The organism is Bacteroides sp. AF39-16AC (assembly GCF_003602735.1).
GTDB classification, from domain to species: Bacteria; Bacteroidota; Bacteroidia; order Bacteroidales; family Bacteroidaceae; genus Bacteroides; species Bacteroides uniformis.
In genome coordinates this window covers 1-14,750 of the sequence record NZ_QTLN01000026.1, presented here as the reverse complement: position 1 = coordinate 14,750, position 14,750 = coordinate 1, and the positions used below count along the sequence as shown (strand labels likewise).

The following is a 14,750-nucleotide window of genomic DNA, read 5'->3' as shown; positions in this document are numbered from 1 at the left end:
TACGGGTGCAAAGTTCGGAAGAATCCGGCGAAACATCTATGCCTGAAAAAACGGTAATTATGCCATTTTGATAAATGAAATTATTATCTTTGCAAAAACGACAAGGATATGGACGAGATAATCAACCCTGATCGACTGGTCAGCGTACCGTTCAACAAGACACGCTGCGGCGTGGATTTTTACATCAATACTGCCATAAACAAGGACATCGGACTTGTGCTGACAGAAAACAAGCGGTTTAAGACAGACTTCTTCAGCTTCTACTTTTTCCGTAAGGCAAACGGATATTTGCTACTGAACTTCCGCAAGATTGAACTGCGCGACGGCATGGTTCTCCTGCTTTCACCCCATCAGCAACAAGAGTGGCATGTAGATGAGACGGCGTTGGATTACACGTTCCTTATATTCCGCGAAGATTTCATGCGTACTTTTATCGCCGACAAGTTCTTCGTTTTTCGCCTTTTGTATTGTTACCAGACAGATACGCCGCCTTACATCAATGCCACACATGACGAAATGAAGGAATATATGCGGCTGCTCGGAAAGATTAAGTATGAGCTGATGAATCCAGTGTCCGATACGTACAATATCATTGTTTCCTTACTATATTATCTTTTGCTGATTATCAATCGTACATACGCTGCCGCCTATTGCTTGCCCGCTGAAATTGCTAAAAACAATTTCGCTTTTCGGTTCAAGGACTTGTTGGAACAGAATATCCGCACCCACCAGCGGGTGCAGGAATATGCAGACATGCTTCATGTCAGTCGCATCACACTCAATAACTCAGTAAAAGCCCAATTCGGAGTATCAGCTACCCATTTGATAAAACAACGTCTGCTTGAGGAACTGAAGAACGAATTGCTATTCTCCAACCGCACTGTCAGTGAAATGGCGGATGATTTCAATTTCTCTGATCCGAGCCATCTCATGCGCTTCTTCAAACAGCAAACAGGCAAAACATTTACTCAGTACATGACGGATTACAATAAAGGCATATACGAATAACTTCTTAATATAGTCGATAGCGGCTATCGAAATATGGTTGTTGATGTTCAGGCGTTTTTGTACTGCATGAACCATTTTACGATTTCTGGATCTTCGTGCGAGCCGAGTAAGAAAGGCTTGTCGGTATCCAGCGTCTTTATCCGTGCCATGTCGTCGGCCGACAGGGTGAAGTCTAATATGTCGAGATTCTGCTTCATGCGTTCCGGTTTCACAGACTTAGGAATAATTATGCACACTGATATTTATCGCGCCCGGACAGGTGTTCGGTGCGGAAGATGACGGCATGCAGTTCCAACCAGATGGCTACCTGCTTATGTTCCATCCCGACCTGCTGCGGAATACACCTCTCGGGCGGATAATGCGTGAATATTCGTTCTTTTCCTACGAGACAAACGAGGCATTGCACCTTAGTGTGGAAGAACGGCAAATCATCATGGATTGCTTCCACAAGATTCAATATGAATTGAACCATCCGATACACCGTCACAGCAAGAACCTCATCACAGACAGCATCAAGACGTTCCTTGATTACTGCACACGTTTCTATGACCGTCAGTTCATCACACGCGACAACCAAAACCGAGACATCCTCGCAAGATTTGAGCGGTTGCTTGACGAATACTTCCATGATGGGGCTGCTAAACGGATAGGCTTGCCCACTGTACAGTATTGTGCAGACAAGCTCTGCCTCTCGCCCAACTATTTCAGTGATTTATTGAAAAAAGAAACAGGTTCAACCGCCCTGCATTTCATTCATGACAAGTCTATTGAAATAGCCAAGACGGAACTTGCATCTACAGACGACACCGTTAATGAAATCGCCTATAATCTCGGTTTTCAGTACCCGCAACATTTTACCCGACTGTTCAAGAAAGAGGTAGGTTACACTCCGAATGAATATAGAGCGCAAGTGTCGTGAGAATTGGATTAGTACAGAATATTAGAACCCAACACCTCTCTTGCGCTTAACTTTCTTCCTTCTGCGAAGTATATCCACCATTTCCTGATTGGCTTCCGCATCAGCAGTGTTATAAGATGAGCCACTGCTTTTTAGCAATCCCCAAGAGCCGTTGAACAACTCGCTTTGTGCCGTGCCGGACGGTGCGCTTGGTGTAGCCGTTTCATATATTCCGGCTGTTATTCCCATACGTTCCCTGCATCTGTTGTGCTGCAAAGCCGCGTCAATCTTGGAATAACTGAAACGCCTGTCCACTTTGGAGCCGTTGAAATGGTAGCCATTCATGGAGAATACAACACCCTGCACCTCGCTGGTCTGCCCCTTATGCTTGAAATGTACTTCCACTCCCTGCCGTTTCAGGTTGGCGATAAGCACGTTCCAGTTGCCGCATCTGCCGACTTCCATTTTGATGATGTCGTAAAGCGCATATTTCGTCCTGTCTGGCTCTTTCAGGCGGTTGCGTTTGACATTGTCCTTTCCGCCAGCCATATGCAAGCCGTATTTCAAGGTCAATTCCTTGCAGATGCGGGTACTGCGCAGACGCTCGTGCCTGTCCGATATGGTATTGCCGTTGTTGTCTATGCGGTTGAAAGCAATATGCACGTGCGGATGCTCCTTGTCGAAATGCTGGGCGATGAAGAACTGCGTATTCTTGATTCCCATCCGTTCCATATATTCAAGCGCGATGCCTGCCATGATACGGTTCGTCAGCCGTAACTCATCCTCTTTGGAAAAACTCAACGCGATATGTCCGACAGGTTTTGTCACCTTATCGTTCATCCGTGACTGGGCATTGAAACTCATGGCGATAGTTTCCAGATTTTCCATAAACAAGCCTTCGCTTGCTACTATCTGCGTATCCTTCTTCTTGTCGATGATGTAATCCACCGCACCCTTGAAGTCGCTTCCTTTTACGATTTTCGCCATCATATCCCTATCTTGGTTATAAGTTCATGAATCCTTGCCACTGCCACCTTGCAGTCCCACCGTTCATCGTGGAAGCCTCCGGCGTTTGCCTTACGCGCAAGCTGGTTGAGATTGTTAGCCATGCCGCAGAGTTGGCGGATGTATCCGGCATGTTCCTCCGACAGCCGTTCTTTCACATGACCGTTACGGAAACATTCCCTCATGTACTCGCTTGGTGATACGCCCGCCTCATGCGATCGTGTCAGCAGGCGGAAGTAGTCGGCTGCCGTCATTTTCACTGCGATACGGTATTTCAGTTTCTCGGTTGCTGTTAATTCTTTGTATTTTCTTACCTGCCTCAAATCCGCAACTAAGCCCTTCAACGTCCTTCTTGCGTGTACACGTCCTCTCATTACTGAATTATCAGATAAATTGAGGCAGAAACACCCACTTCTGCCTACAACATCCCCTTACCCCACAATGCGACTTGAGACAATACGCAGTATCATACCCATAAGTTGTAGGCGTTATCCAAAATCAGTCTGAAAAATATCTGCGTAAGCATTGTTACAGGTATAGATATTCAGCACATACCGCCTTGATGTCCTGATCCACTTGGCTGGTACAGAGATAAACCTGAAGACAAACGCTTTTATGCGACTTGTTGCATTGAGTCCGAACCTCTTTACGTCAAGTCTTTGGATAATGGCCTTGTAGAAGTTACGGATAAGTGCTGTAAGAAGAAGGAACACAGTGTTCTCGGCCATGAAGGATTTGGGCAATCTGTCCCACCCGAAACCATTGTTCATATCATCAAAGATACGTTCCTTTCCTCCACGAAGGTTATAGAACTCGACAATTTCTCTTACGGAAGATTCATAGTCGTTAGTCAGGATACAACGGTATGTGTATTCTCCTTCCCAAAGATCCTGCACACCATCCATCCGTTTCTGTCTTTGAATCACAAGTCGGTATGCTTTACCCTTCCACTTCTCAACAAGGATAGAGTTCAATTCAAACTCAATGCCATTGATTTCCTCAGTCTTCCAGCCTCTGAGAGCAAATATGTCATTGTAGAGCGAACTGCAGCGGTTAGTGCGGATATAGAAGGACTTGCAGTGTTTCTCTATTTCCTCCACGATTTCCTCGGAACATGATCCGCAATCAGCTCTGAAACGATTGATAGTGAGCCTGTTCTGTTCAAATCTCTCAAAGAACCTCTTCAGCGTGTCCTTCTGATGAAAACGAAGGTTTTCGTTAAGCCAGATGAGCAGAGCTAAGTTTACTTAAGCTCTGCCATGGCGAGAAAACGTGCCATGAAATGGAACTTTTGTGTTACCATCGCTATTCTCAATGCCAACAATCAAGTCACCAATAACCGCCACGCCAGGGCGATAACCAGAGAACTTCTTGTATGTAGGCTTTGCATCATACTTCTCACCCTCTTTCAGTTGGTCAGATGCAAACATACAATTGAGCAGTAAAGTATTGAGAGTGTCAGCCGTGTTGAAATCGTAGTTCTTACCCGTATCTGATGTGTATGAGATGTTTTCTTGCGTCAGTTCCTTTATCGCTCTGAGGATAGTATCAGAACTACAAGTATGAAGTGTCGGATGAAGCGAGAGATGGTTCATCAAATGAGTAGTGACATCCTCAATACATGAGCCACCACAGAAGTAGATACTCATGAGAGAACGGATGATTTCGCTGTACTGATAACCTAACGATCTACACCTTAGACCGAGGGTTGAGTCGATTACAGATGACAATGTGGAGTCAAATTGCTCATCAGGTAGGGCGGAAGGATTTCGAGGAATTTGGACGACGCATAGGGTTGGGCAATAAATTGATAAAGCGTGAGCTTGATGAGTTTGTCAAAGAGAAACCATTGGTGCAAGTATTGATAGACCGTTCCTTTTTATCGGAAGAACTGAAAAAGTAATATAGGATGTCTATGGGGTACAGGTGTAAGATGCTTTCTTTCTGATGAAGGGCGGATAAAGCATTCTTCAGGAAAGTACTTCTCCTTTTCCCATACCGGTCATACCGTTAAAACTGATTGATAATTATGACGCGTATGTTGGCCGGTATGCCTATCTTTGTGGCAATGAAAACAGAGAAAGGATTGATTTTGTAAGTATTATCATGGCAAAAGAACTGATTCGTGTCCCTAGGGTGCTTGGGGAAAGCTATAATTCCGTGCTGATTGAACGGTTGTATGAGGCAGGTGGAAATGTCATGCTCGATCTGATCATATACCTGGGCAGCTATCACCTCAAAGACTTGTTCGGGACTTCCTGGTTCTCCGTAGAAGACTTCTGCCGTAAGATGGGGTATGACCGTACCAACTTGCAGCGCAAGCTGGATAGCCGGCAGCTCGCGGCCATGTTCGGAAAGAATATGCAGCCGGAATATGTATGTACCGACACGGCAGGACAGAGAATCAGCCATCCTATCGAGACGGTTTTTGAGGCGGCTCTCTATAAACTGGGATTGGAGAACCTCTGCTATCCGACCATTGGCGAGGATGGCCGTACATCCTATAATTTCGTGCAGATCTTGAAACGTTTCGACATAATGACCGATTTCAAGACGAAGAAGTCAACGAAAAGGCTGTACTCGGCAGTGGTAAGCCCGGAGATAAAGAATTTCATGTTCTCGCTCTATAACCTCTTGGAACTTCAGGATTACCGTAGCCTGCCCAGCCGTTACCGCTATTTCTATCTGGAACTTTCCAAGATGGTTTACCTGATCAAGTATAAGACCACCAAGAATGAGGCTCCTTTTTATGTGCTGACAGTCGATCAGCTGGCTAAAAAGCTCGGCATAGAGATTGCCGAACCCAAAGACCGGAAAAAGAAGGTCGCCTCGATACTGAAAAAGATGAATACTTACCTGAAATATACCAATTTCAATTTCTCTTTTGTGAAAGGCGATCATGAGAGATGGGCATATACCGTGTTGTTCTCGTTTCCTAGGCATACGCTGCACTATTTTGATGAAGGACAATATGCTGTCGTGGTGAAGAAATTCTATAAGAACCTGCTTGGGCTGTATGTCGAGATTGCCTACCCGGACACGGATATGGCTGTCAGGAGGAAGAAGATCAAAGAGGTGGAGGAAGATGCCGGACTGTATAAAGAGTTCCTTTTATGGGCAAACTCCCCGGAAAGCGTAGAAAAGAAAAAACAGATATATATCAGTGATTTCGTGGCTGTATTCGGCAGGTTTCCGGAAGGATGGGCACAGGAAGAGTTGGAGAGTGCCAATGGAACGGAAGTTGCTCCTGCTCCTGAAGAGTTCATATCTCCGGAGACGGACGGGGCGGTGAACATGGACGATCCAGCTGTGTAGAACCGTCCACGTTTCACGGTTTTTTATAGAATTAGTTGTGTAGAAGTGTCCCTATTGGGGTGATTAGATGTGTGGAGTCATCCGCTTTGCCTGTTTTAGTTGTGTAGAAGTGTCCCGTTTGTTGCTTCTAGTTGTGTAGAACCGTCCACTCCTTTTGCTTTAGTTGTGTAAAAGCGTCCGGTTTCACTTGTCAGCTGTGTAAAACCGTCCACCCGTTAATGAAGGGAATAGGTAATCCCTGTTTTTTTTATATGTCGGTATATCAGTGAAATAAAAGAGAGAAATTTTTAAATAAAAGGTATCGGCTGTGTAAAACCATCCACCAAAATACATAATAAAGACCTAAACTCCTAACCCCTTTAAATATCCCCAAAGCGATAACATAGAAATGACTGGGAAAATAAATTTTCCCTTCACATGCCCTATACGTACTTTCGGAAAAAGATTTTTCGGAAGTATGTGTTGATTTTCACGTTTTTTTATATGATTGGAAGGCGGTTCTGTTCATCTTCTGTATCCGAATTAGTTTTTCAGGGCGTTCCCTTCTGACCGGGCTATTCGTTGCAAGTCCTCGTTACCCTCCAGGCTTTTCCCTGCTATCCCTAACGCTCTACGCTCCGGCTATGCCGGAAGAGAGGTATGATGATTTTTTCCTGAACTGATAGGAACATTGCGAAGGTAGGCGTGGCCGGAACGCCCGATATTGAAAAGCCAAATCTCCATCCTCCCATTCCGGGAGGTAGTATTTACCAGTTCAATCCCGTTCTGATCCGTCTTTCCCGCTTTCTCTTCAATGCACTGTTCCCAATCAGTTGAGGAAAAATTTATGGTTGGGGCGACAAGCGATGTTTGCGAGTATTAATCTTTTAATTTTTGGCAGTATGAAAACGAAGAGAACCGTATTTGAAGTGAATGACGTTTATCGGGTGATGGAAAACAGCGAGTTGATTTATACCTTGACGAACAGTGAGAAACTGAAACGTGAAGAATATAAGTATGAACAGATGGAAATAGAAGGATTGTGCTTGTCTGATGTACTGGAAACACTAACACCCAGCCGTAAAAAAGTCGCTTATGCGGCGATTGAGCTATATAAACGGCTGAAAGAAGGGCAAGTTGAAAGTCCTGCGCTTTTATCCAGCAATAATGTTTATAAAATGATGCATCCTGTTTTGTGCGATATAGCTACTGAAGAGATGTGGGTGCTGTTGCTGAACAGTTCGTCCAAACTCATCCGTAAAGTCCGTATCTCATGCGGCGGGATAAATACCGCCCCTGTGGATATACGGGTTATCATGAAGCAGGCATTGTATTATAACGCCGTATCTTTTATCATGGTACATAACCACCCATCAGGAGCACGCAAGCCCAGCAGTGCGGATGACCGCTTGACGGAAGCAGTTAAAAAAGCCGCTGAAACATTAGACATCCGTTTGGTTGACCATGTGATTGTGGCAGGCAATAACTATTATAGCTATGCGGACGAGGGAAGATTGTAAAATAGGTAAGGTGGACGGGAGAAATCCCGTCTGCCCGGGATTTCGGCTTCGGGGTTCTTTTTTGGCAGTCACCCCAAAAAAGAACCAAAAAAATGCTTCCCGGACTATCGGATGCGACATCGTAAAATACGCAAAGACGTGGCTTTTCAGAATAAATACATATCTTCGCGCCAAAGGTGATCGGAATGAATGTATTTTCTACTTTTGATACAGGCGTTATGGTGGCTCTCTTACTGGGCATTGAGTTTCTTAGAAGTGATATCCGAACGATTCTCTATTGTAAAAGGAATGATCCCAGGATTCTTAAGAGTTGCTTATATACGCTGCTTATATTATTGACCAGCCTTTATTCTATTGTGGCCGGAGCCATGCTTCATCCGGAACCCGTACCTGTTTATGAGTTGATACCCGGTTTTCAATATGGGGTTTATGGCTTTTCTTTTTCGTTTATATTGCTCGCTGTTGCATGTCTTTATCGTAAAACATTACCTTTTGTCCTTTTGGGCTACGCTATGATATATGTGATCGGTGTATTGATACCACTACTTAGGTATGTAGTGTCTATGATGGATTATTTCACTCGCACAAGGGTATAGCAGGTTAATTTCTTGATTGTATCGGATTGCCCTTTCTGTGGGCTGCCTCCCCCGGCTTCTTTCCTCCGATCCGAGTCCGGCTTTTTGCTCGGCAAAGGTTTCGGGATTCCGCAAATGGCAAGTTACGGCCATGCGCCTTTACTGTATGGAAAATAACGATGAAGAAGTGTCTTCCCGACATTTTCCATAAGTGAAACTTGGCTTATTGCTTGCAATCCAGACCTTGATATGCCGAAAAAAGGCTCAGAACTCAGATGGGGAATGACATCAAAAAAAAGGTCGGCTGACCAAAGACCTTCCCGATACAAAAAATGAAAAGGTCTTGAATCTAGCTGAAGAATAAATCAGATGTTCAACTTAAATAATGCTAATATGGAAAATTTGATTACACAAATCAACAAAGAGAGATTGGTTAATAGCGACACAGCTCTTATGATGAAGGAATTATACTATTACGTGCCTTGTGAGTATTGGTATGACAAACAGGATAGGCTACGCACCGATATTGAGGGAAGGAATACCCCGATGTATATGTGCGAGTGCCCGACACTGGCAGCATGTATCCAATGGATGATACAGACTCGTGAATATACGTTTCAAACAGAACAAAACGTGGCGGTCTGGCATGTGGTTGTGAGGGCTGGAGATTATGTGTTGTATGACTCCGAAAGTAATGCGGACGCTTTTTGTTGTTTGGAAGAAGCATTGGAAAAAGCGGTACAGGAGTGCATGGAGTTATTGTATTAAAATTAAAAAAAATCAGTCCCCGTGAAGGGGACTTTCCTATAATCTTGCTGAGAGGTGGAATTGCAGACGATCTTTGAGAATCATCTTTGAAGGATGGGCAGAGGTTTATTCGTTATTTGTTATTTTTGTTCTCGGATTTCAGCGCAATTCCATTCCTTCTTAATAGGCGATATACTGTTCCGCTACTGCCTATGTTTAATATTTTCTGTATCTCCCTTACCGGCGTTCCGGATTCATAGAGTTGGATGCAGCTTTTCTGCTTGGCGATGTTGTTTTTGTTGATAAGTGTCTTTCTGCCGAATTTGACACCTTTTTCCTTGGCGATTCTTCTGCCTTCTTGGGTTCTCTCATAGATAAGGTCTCTTTCAAACTGAGCGAAAGCACCGAGAATGTTGTTCATCAGTTGGCCGATTGCGCCTTCCGTACTGATGTTGTCTTGCAGTGAGGTGAATTGGATGCCCCTATTCTTGAAATCTTCCAATAGCGTAAGGATATTCTTCAGCGAACGGCCAAGCCGGTCCAGCTTATATACGACAAGTGTGTCGCCTTCCCGGAGAAAGCTCAGGCAGGCATCCAGTTCCGGGCGGTTTTGTTGACGTCCGGTCATTTTCTCAGAGAAGATTTTCTCGCATCCGGCAGCCTTCAACGCTTCCAGTTGCATATCCAGATGTTGTTCCTTGGTGGAAACACGGGCATATCCTATTTTCATCCTGTTTTCGTATTTAAATGTGTAATGAAGGTTTTAATTCTTCACTTTTTCAAATATGAAGACATTAATTCTTCATATTCCTCACGGCTGTATTGGTTGAACCCCTTTTGCTTCATTGCCAAAAGAAGCCTTTCCAGTTCTCCGATAGTCACTACCTGTTTGCCGATAACGGTAAATTGTTCCCATTCTCCCTTTTCGTTGAGCAGGTATTCCCGGTGTGCAAAACAGTAAAGAGAACCATCGATGTCATTCCGTTTCTGCCATTGACGCAGGTGCTTCAAACTGGTGAAATCACGGGTGACAGTACGTGGAATGGGAACCAATACGTCAATTTCCATCTTGAATTTTATATTCTCTTCCGCTTCTCGCATGGGTGATTAGCTTATTTCATAATACATCAATTATCGTATGGGCAGGAAGTTCCAGTTTGGAGAAAGCAAACATTTTCTTGCCCAAATCCTTTAGCGATGCCCCAATATGATATACTTCCGTATTATCAATGATTAAGAAGCGGTCATGACTACTTTTGTAGGTTCTAGCTTCAATGGGAGGATATTGGTCATTGTGTTTGTTTAAATCAAGTTGGAGCTGTGCGTTTATTTTGTGTATAAATAGTAGCTGATACTCCACTGTTTCGTTTGCTCAACATGAGTAACACGGATTCATCTACATAGTTGTCGATAAGCACAAGTGAGCATTTGGCAGACTTTATTAAATCTGTAGCAAACTTATACGCATCGAATATCTGACCGTCAAAGAATATACCTTCCACCGGAGGCAATGAGGTGCGTACAAAGAAGTCTATCTTTGCATCATGTTCAGCAATGGTTTTCTCTATTTGGAAGAATCTATTGTTCATTCTATATTCCATGTCATTGAGCCGTTGGTTTATAGAATAACCTTTCAATAAATATTCTTTTAAAATTTTATTTGCCCATTGCCTGAATTGCGTACCTCTTACGCTTTTAACTCTGTATCCAACTGAAATTATTACGTCTAGACTAAAGAACTTGACAGGCTTATCGGAATTAGCAATGTGCAAAAAATGCACATTGCTTTTCTCTTCCAATTCCTTTTCCTTAAAAACATTATTTATATGTTTGGTAATAACGGTTCTGTCACGTTGAAAAAGTTCTGCTATCTGCGCTTGTGTGAGCCAAACGGTTTCATCTTCTAAACGTACTTCCAACCTTACAGCTTCATCCGGTTGGTATAGTATGATTTCTCCTTGCTTCTCCATTATATGTTTCGCTTTTATTATATTGTTGCAAATGTACGAAAAAGAAACGTTATAAAGTCTGTTTTTTCCGTAAGTATTACCTTAAAAATTTGTTCCCTTTTTATTTTAATAAAACAGAAACATTCTGCTGTTTTAAAAATCAGTTATCTGTTTGCTATTCATAGTTAGGGTATCAAATAACTAAAATTCAAATGGAAACGCAAATCTATATTTTATGCAGATTTGTTTGTTAGAAGCGGAGAAAAGGACACAAGACATGATAAGAATCATAGGTCGGGGAGCGCCGCACGGCAAGGGGGGCACTAGCCTCCCGACGAGTGCAGCCGTTGGCCGGGTTATCGGTGAAAATGGAAAAAAGTTGGCTTTTCTTTTGGTATTGTTATAACTTTGTCTATATTTGTGTTGTGATAATCAATTTTAAAGTTATAACATTATGGTAACAAACATTATTCAGATTGGAAACAGCAAGGGGATAATACTTCCTTCCGAGATATTGAAACAGTTGCGTTTGTCCTTGAAATCGGCTGTGAGCATTTCTTTGGACGGGAACAATATTGTGATAAAGGCACAACCACGGCAGGGATGGGCGGAAGCTGCCAAACGTGCCCATGAGAATGGGGATGATGAGTTGCTTATCCCTGATGTGTTTGAGGATGAAAAGTTTGAGGATTGGACATGGTAGAACAGTATGGAGTGTATTGGGTAGAGTTAGACCCTACCCGTGGGGGTGAAATGGCAAAGACACGGCCATGTGTTGTTGTAACTCCTTCAGATTTGAATATGTACCTTACAATAGTAGTCATTGCTCCGATAACCTCCACCATAAGGAACTATCCTTACCGGGTTCTGTGTTCTGTAGCCGGGCGTGATGGGGAGATAGCCACGGATCAGATTCGCACGGTGGACAAAAGCCGGCTGAAAAGAAAGATTGGAGATTTGAATTTCAGTGAGATAAAAAGACTGAAGGAAGTGTTTCATCAAATGTTCTGTGAATAATGGAAAGTGTGCAAATAACAGGTTATGTAGCGTATTCAAAAAAGATATTATGAAGCCAACTACTTATATTAATTGGGACGGTCTGAAAGACATTCCATTCTTCTACTGCGATACAAAGGAAGATGAAGAAAACAAGGATTTCGACATCTATTACCAGGGCAAGCTGGTGTTGCATGACTACAACCATTGCGGACACTACCTTTACACTGCTGCGCTGCTGTTCAGTAAAATCAGAAACATTACAGCCGACTGGGTGAACCTGCATAACCTTTGGATTCTGCGTGATTGCGTGCGCGAGAATTACAATCACGGCATAGGAGTGGACGACCTTATTTTCGGAGAGAATTTCGATGGCAAGAACCTCGATACACTCACACCGCTTACCAAGAAACGCTTTGATTATTTGTGTAAGCGGATTAAGGAACTTGACCCATACGCAACAATTTAACACTTCATTGGGCGAAGGCAGGGCTTGCTGCGGATGCCAGACTTTAAATAATCCATTGGATTAATTATCTTTGCACGCTAATTTTCAAATTATAAAGAAATGACTAAATCGGAAATCGTAAAGGAAATATCTGCCAGAACCGGCATCGACGGCAAAGCGGTGCTTGCTGTTTTGGAAGGATTCATGAACGAGGTAAAGACTTCGTTGGGTAAGGAGGAAAATGTCTATCTTCGTGGATTCGGTAGTTTCATAGTGAAGAAGAGAGCGCAAAAGACAGCTCGGAATATCTCTAAGAATACTACTATGATTATTCCGGCTCATAACATACCGGCATTTAAACCGTCTGACGAATTTTTGAAAATGGTAAAACAACAGAACGCATAATAGGTAAACACAATGAAAGATCAGTTACGATTATTGAGAGACTGTATCAATAATGATCGTCCGGCAGTTGTCTTTCAGGGAGACGATTTTTGCGCTCCTGAGATTTTGGAAGCAGCAAAAGAAATTTATCGTAAACATGGTTGTTCCGAAGAATTTCTTTTTGACTGGCAGCTGCTTATCAATGAGGTGAAGGCTTACCAGTTAGAAAGTCCGGCAACTGTCAAATTGCCGAAACTCTCCCCGACAGAAACGGAACTGGTGCGGGAAGAGATGACTAAACGCTAAAAAATATTCTCGTTTAATACGCACCTTTTATTCTTCAGGCAGCGTATTGAACGGGATGGGATTAAAATGTTGGCGAACCTGCTTTTTTCGAAAGTTCCTGCCAATAGTTGAAGTCACTCGGTGAAAGATGCTCTTGCATCCAGTCACGCATACCAATATCGTTTCTTTCGTTCACATATCTCGTAAACGGAATCATTGTCTTACATGCTTCAAATCCAAGCATTCTCATATGGCGTGAAATGTTGGGAGGAAGACCTTCCAACCACTCTTTATAATACATTATCAATCTGTTTTCTTGGATTGGAACCGCTTGTTGGTGGTAAATATAGCTGGCGTTTCCGATTCTAATATCTCTGGCCTTATTTTCCCGTTCTTCTTCAGGTAGCCGACTTAAATATTCAGCTTGTGCTATTCTGCATTTGGAGTTTGGATGTTCCATGGTATTTTATATAATTAAGACTCTTCAATGATACGGTTCATCAAATCACATATTTTTTGGCAGCTATGACGGTCTGCGCAAGCAGGATAGGGGCATTTCTCAAAGGATGCCTGATTATCCGTAACTATGAAACCTCCGGAACGACGTACATAACTTACCGGATGAAAATAAATATCTTCCTTTTTCGGCCTATAAGTACATAGTCTTATAAGGCTGTTCAGCTCTTTGCAAATTTGCTCACATTTTTCTTTGGGATAATGTGGCAAATCACTGAATGCTTCGTAGGGGACAAAGGCAAATGCTTTGTCATCCCACATGACAGGTGTGTAATTCTGTACCATTTGTTATTTGGAATAAGGATGGCTGGCAGATTCCGTATTTCTGTATCAGTTAGGTAATCCGTCACTATTTAAGTGCGCCTGGGCAAACTCCCGGAGGTTCGTTTCGGCAATGCACTTTTCATAAATCTCATCCAATACTTCTTGCATATTTTCTACTTTATTGAATTTTAAGGGGCTGCCGTTTGTTGCGGCTTGCCTTTCCAGTTGTTCGATGATACTGGGAAATATCCCACGCAATAAACCGACGGTAGCTACGGCTGTAGCTGGTTCTACCTCTATTGTAATCTTTTTCTTTTCCATATCGTTGTATTATGTTATCAAAAGTAATAATTATTAGGATATTGGTAAGCATTTCTTCTGAAAAACTTTTTAAAGATATTGTTTTAAGATGACATACTGTGTTTTTGCGTTCACGCAGTATTCTTTCCCACCCTCCCCTTCATCGGAATGACTGTTCTCATTTCCGGTTTACCCGTAGTCATCCGCTATGCGGCTGATTATGGGCAAACCAGAAAAGAGAAGTTCCAAACGTGGGCGGGATTGCAATGGTCATCATCCGGAGCTTCGGCATTGCCGAAACAACCTCCTTCTTCCGTATTGCAGCCCCGTCCTTTTACCGTTTGTCCCGGCAGTCCGTTGCTAACCCGTTCCCCCCTGCCACTTGTGGCAGGGAGATAGGAATACGGTTTTGCAGGCAAAACCGTATGGCTTGTTTTACTTTCCGTACTGCCCTTTTCCTAGTTTTCTGCCTCCCTTAATGTGCGTTTTTCATAGCCCCATCTGAGACCCTTTGTTTTTGAACGGCAAATTTATTTCGGTGGATGGATACGAAAGAGTTCC

Annotated in this window: 21 protein-coding genes and 2 pseudogenes; 12 read left to right on the top strand and 11 right to left on the bottom strand. The window is 43.1% G+C overall.

Annotated elements, in window-relative coordinates:
• Positions 1 to 108 precede the first annotated feature (108 nt).
• Positions 109 to 1,008 (top strand): AraC family transcriptional regulator, encoded by a 900-nt coding sequence (locus DW039_RS17300; protein WP_004329302.1) that lies wholly within the window; start codon positions 109 to 111, stop codon positions 1,006 to 1,008.
• Positions 1,009 to 1,055: 47 nt separating this feature from the next.
• Here the strand turns inward: DW039_RS17300 and DW039_RS20985 are convergent, their stop codons facing one another.
• Positions 1,056 to 1,205 carry a hypothetical protein gene (locus DW039_RS20985; protein ID WP_004329303.1) on the bottom strand — a complete coding sequence of 50 codons (150 nt, stop codon included), beginning with the start codon at positions 1,203 to 1,205 and terminating at the stop codon, positions 1,056 to 1,058.
• A gap of 62 nt (positions 1,206 to 1,267) precedes the next feature.
• Between DW039_RS20985 and DW039_RS17295 the strand changes: the two genes are divergently transcribed.
• On the top strand, positions 1,268 to 1,927 hold the full coding sequence (locus tag DW039_RS17295) for an AraC family transcriptional regulator (RefSeq protein ID WP_004329304.1): 660 nt from the start codon (positions 1,268 to 1,270) through the stop codon (positions 1,925 to 1,927).
• A gap of 21 nt (positions 1,928 to 1,948) precedes the next feature.
• Here DW039_RS17295 and DW039_RS17290 read toward each other — a convergent pair whose 3' ends face one another.
• The 3 genes and pseudogenes from DW039_RS17290 to DW039_RS17275 all read right to left on the bottom strand — a co-directional run.
• Positions 1,949 to 2,896, bottom strand: a complete 948-nt coding sequence (locus DW039_RS17290) for a relaxase/mobilization nuclease domain-containing protein (protein WP_005868790.1) — start codon at positions 2,894 to 2,896, stop codon at positions 1,949 to 1,951.
• Complete coding sequence (locus tag DW039_RS17285; protein WP_005868789.1) at positions 2,893 to 3,285, bottom strand: MobC family plasmid mobilization relaxosome protein; 393 nt, start codon at positions 3,283 to 3,285, stop codon at positions 2,893 to 2,895. Before DW039_RS17285 ends, DW039_RS17290 begins: the two co-directional genes overlap by 4 nt.
• Before the next feature lie 114 nt (positions 3,286 to 3,399).
• A pseudogene (locus DW039_RS17275) lies at positions 3,400 to 4,659 on the bottom strand (IS1380 family transposase); the annotation flags it as partial.
• Between DW039_RS17275 and DW039_RS17270 the strand changes: the two are divergent.
• From DW039_RS17270 to DW039_RS17245, 5 genes are all read left to right on the top strand, one after another.
• Positions 4,641 to 4,814: a hypothetical protein gene (locus tag DW039_RS17270; RefSeq protein WP_224201638.1), complete on the top strand. Its 174-nt coding sequence runs from the start codon at positions 4,641 to 4,643 to the stop codon at positions 4,812 to 4,814. The pseudogene DW039_RS17275 and the gene DW039_RS17270 overlap by 19 nt on opposite strands.
• A gap of 203 nt (positions 4,815 to 5,017) precedes the next feature.
• On the top strand, positions 5,018 to 6,226 hold the full coding sequence (locus DW039_RS17265) for a hypothetical protein (protein WP_005868786.1): 1,209 nt from the start codon (positions 5,018 to 5,020) through the stop codon (positions 6,224 to 6,226).
• An 881-nt stretch (positions 6,227 to 7,107) separates the two neighbouring features.
• On the top strand, positions 7,108 to 7,725 hold the full coding sequence (locus tag DW039_RS17260; protein ID WP_243635047.1) for a RadC family protein: 618 nt from the start codon (positions 7,108 to 7,110) through the stop codon (positions 7,723 to 7,725).
• Positions 7,726 to 7,910: 185 nt separating this feature from the next.
• Entirely contained in the window at positions 7,911 to 8,321 is a 411-nt protein-coding gene (locus DW039_RS17250) for a hypothetical protein (protein WP_005868783.1), read from the top strand.
• A 348-nt stretch (positions 8,322 to 8,669) separates the two neighbouring features.
• Entirely contained in the window at positions 8,670 to 9,068 is a 399-nt protein-coding gene (locus DW039_RS17245) for a hypothetical protein (protein ID WP_005868782.1), read from the top strand.
• Positions 9,069 to 9,180: 112 nt separating this feature from the next.
• On the opposite strand, the gene DW039_RS17240 is transcribed toward DW039_RS17245, so the two are convergent.
• From DW039_RS17240 to DW039_RS17225, 3 genes and pseudogenes are all read right to left on the bottom strand, one after another.
• Positions 9,181 to 9,777, bottom strand: coding sequence for a recombinase family protein (locus DW039_RS17240; RefSeq protein ID WP_005868781.1), 597 nt, complete (start codon positions 9,775 to 9,777; stop codon positions 9,181 to 9,183).
• A 41-nt stretch (positions 9,778 to 9,818) separates the two neighbouring features.
• Positions 9,819 to 10,148, bottom strand: coding sequence for a hypothetical protein (locus DW039_RS17235; RefSeq protein WP_005868780.1), 330 nt, complete (start codon positions 10,146 to 10,148; stop codon positions 9,819 to 9,821).
• Between the two features lie 16 nt (positions 10,149 to 10,164).
• A pseudogene (locus tag DW039_RS17225) lies at positions 10,165 to 11,017 on the bottom strand (virulence RhuM family protein).
• Between the two features lie 433 nt (positions 11,018 to 11,450).
• Here DW039_RS17225 and DW039_RS17220 point away from each other — a divergent pair.
• The 5 genes from DW039_RS17220 to DW039_RS17200 all read left to right on the top strand — a co-directional run bounded on the left by DW039_RS17220 (position 11,451) and on the right by DW039_RS17200 (position 13,130).
• Positions 11,451 to 11,699, top strand: a complete 249-nt coding sequence (locus tag DW039_RS17220; RefSeq protein ID WP_005868778.1) for an AbrB/MazE/SpoVT family DNA-binding domain-containing protein — start codon at positions 11,451 to 11,453, stop codon at positions 11,697 to 11,699.
• Positions 11,693 to 12,013 carry a type II toxin-antitoxin system PemK/MazF family toxin gene (locus tag DW039_RS17215; RefSeq protein ID WP_005868777.1) on the top strand — a complete coding sequence of 107 codons (321 nt, stop codon included), beginning with the start codon at positions 11,693 to 11,695 and terminating at the stop codon, positions 12,011 to 12,013. The genes DW039_RS17220 and DW039_RS17215 overlap by 7 nt, the downstream gene beginning before the upstream one ends.
• A 49-nt stretch (positions 12,014 to 12,062) precedes the next feature.
• Positions 12,063 to 12,461: a hypothetical protein gene (locus DW039_RS17210; RefSeq protein ID WP_005868776.1), complete on the top strand. Its 399-nt coding sequence runs from the start codon at positions 12,063 to 12,065 to the stop codon at positions 12,459 to 12,461.
• 99 nt (positions 12,462 to 12,560) lie between these two features.
• Positions 12,561 to 12,845 (top strand): HU family DNA-binding protein, encoded by a 285-nt coding sequence (locus DW039_RS17205; protein ID WP_005868774.1) that lies wholly within the window; start codon positions 12,561 to 12,563, stop codon positions 12,843 to 12,845.
• 12 nt (positions 12,846 to 12,857) lie between these two features.
• On the top strand, positions 12,858 to 13,130 hold the full coding sequence (locus DW039_RS17200) for a hypothetical protein (RefSeq protein ID WP_005868772.1): 273 nt from the start codon (positions 12,858 to 12,860) through the stop codon (positions 13,128 to 13,130).
• 61 nt (positions 13,131 to 13,191) lie between these two features.
• Here DW039_RS17200 and DW039_RS17195 read toward each other — a convergent pair whose 3' ends face one another.
• The 4 genes from DW039_RS17195 to DW039_RS20980 all read right to left on the bottom strand — a co-directional run bounded on the left by DW039_RS17195 (position 13,192) and on the right by DW039_RS20980 (position 14,608).
• Entirely contained in the window at positions 13,192 to 13,569 is a 378-nt protein-coding gene (locus DW039_RS17195; protein WP_005868770.1) for a hypothetical protein, read from the bottom strand.
• 14 nt (positions 13,570 to 13,583) lie between these two features.
• The gene (locus DW039_RS17190) at positions 13,584 to 13,910 is read right to left on the bottom strand and encodes a hypothetical protein (protein ID WP_005868769.1); all 327 of its coding nucleotides are present in this window, start codon (positions 13,908 to 13,910) and stop codon (positions 13,584 to 13,586) included.
• A gap of 45 nt (positions 13,911 to 13,955) precedes the next feature.
• Positions 13,956 to 14,210 carry a hypothetical protein gene (locus DW039_RS17185; protein WP_005868768.1) on the bottom strand — a complete coding sequence of 85 codons (255 nt, stop codon included), beginning with the start codon at positions 14,208 to 14,210 and terminating at the stop codon, positions 13,956 to 13,958.
• A 197-nt stretch (positions 14,211 to 14,407) separates the two neighbouring features.
• Entirely contained in the window at positions 14,408 to 14,608 is a 201-nt protein-coding gene (locus DW039_RS20980) for a hypothetical protein (RefSeq protein ID WP_007564649.1), read from the bottom strand.
• Positions 14,609 to 14,750: the final 142 nt, after the last annotated feature.

Excerpts from the sequence above, each read along its gene's own strand:
- DW039_RS20985 (WP_004329303.1), bottom strand. The coding sequence starts at position 1,205 with ATGAAGCAGAATCTCGACATATTAGACTTCACCCTGTCGGCCGACGAC.
- DW039_RS17285 (WP_005868789.1), bottom strand. The coding sequence starts at position 3,285 with ATGAGAGGACGTGTACACGCAAGAAGGACGTTGAAGGGCTTAGTTGCG.
- DW039_RS17300 (WP_004329302.1), top strand. The coding sequence starts at position 109 with ATGGACGAGATAATCAACCCTGATCGACTGGTCAGCGTACCGTTCAAC.
- DW039_RS17250 (WP_005868783.1), top strand. The coding sequence starts at position 7,911 with ATGAATGTATTTTCTACTTTTGATACAGGCGTTATGGTGGCTCTCTTA.
- DW039_RS17185 (WP_005868768.1), bottom strand. The coding sequence starts at position 14,210 with ATGGAAAAGAAAAAGATTACAATAGAGGTAGAACCAGCTACAGCCGTA.
- DW039_RS17195 (WP_005868770.1), bottom strand. The coding sequence starts at position 13,569 with ATGGAACATCCAAACTCCAAATGCAGAATAGCACAAGCTGAATATTTA.
- DW039_RS17205 (WP_005868774.1), top strand. The coding sequence starts at position 12,561 with ATGACTAAATCGGAAATCGTAAAGGAAATATCTGCCAGAACCGGCATC.
- DW039_RS17270 (WP_224201638.1), top strand. The coding sequence starts at position 4,641 with ATGTGGAGTCAAATTGCTCATCAGGTAGGGCGGAAGGATTTCGAGGAA.
- DW039_RS17260 (WP_243635047.1), top strand. The coding sequence starts at position 7,108 with ATGAAAACGAAGAGAACCGTATTTGAAGTGAATGACGTTTATCGGGTG.
- DW039_RS17265 (WP_005868786.1), top strand. The coding sequence starts at position 5,018 with ATGGCAAAAGAACTGATTCGTGTCCCTAGGGTGCTTGGGGAAAGCTAT.
- DW039_RS17210 (WP_005868776.1), top strand. The coding sequence starts at position 12,063 with ATGAAGCCAACTACTTATATTAATTGGGACGGTCTGAAAGACATTCCA.
- DW039_RS17200 (WP_005868772.1), top strand. The coding sequence starts at position 12,858 with ATGAAAGATCAGTTACGATTATTGAGAGACTGTATCAATAATGATCGT.
- DW039_RS17220 (WP_005868778.1), top strand. The coding sequence starts at position 11,451 with ATGGTAACAAACATTATTCAGATTGGAAACAGCAAGGGGATAATACTT.
- DW039_RS17215 (WP_005868777.1), top strand. The coding sequence starts at position 11,693 with ATGGTAGAACAGTATGGAGTGTATTGGGTAGAGTTAGACCCTACCCGT.
- DW039_RS17235 (WP_005868780.1), bottom strand. The coding sequence starts at position 10,148 with ATGCGAGAAGCGGAAGAGAATATAAAATTCAAGATGGAAATTGACGTA.
- DW039_RS17240 (WP_005868781.1), bottom strand. The coding sequence starts at position 9,777 with ATGAAAATAGGATATGCCCGTGTTTCCACCAAGGAACAACATCTGGAT.
- DW039_RS17290 (WP_005868790.1), bottom strand. The coding sequence starts at position 2,896 with ATGATGGCGAAAATCGTAAAAGGAAGCGACTTCAAGGGTGCGGTGGAT.
- DW039_RS17190 (WP_005868769.1), bottom strand. The coding sequence starts at position 13,910 with ATGGTACAGAATTACACACCTGTCATGTGGGATGACAAAGCATTTGCC.
- DW039_RS17245 (WP_005868782.1), top strand. The coding sequence starts at position 8,670 with ATGTTCAACTTAAATAATGCTAATATGGAAAATTTGATTACACAAATC.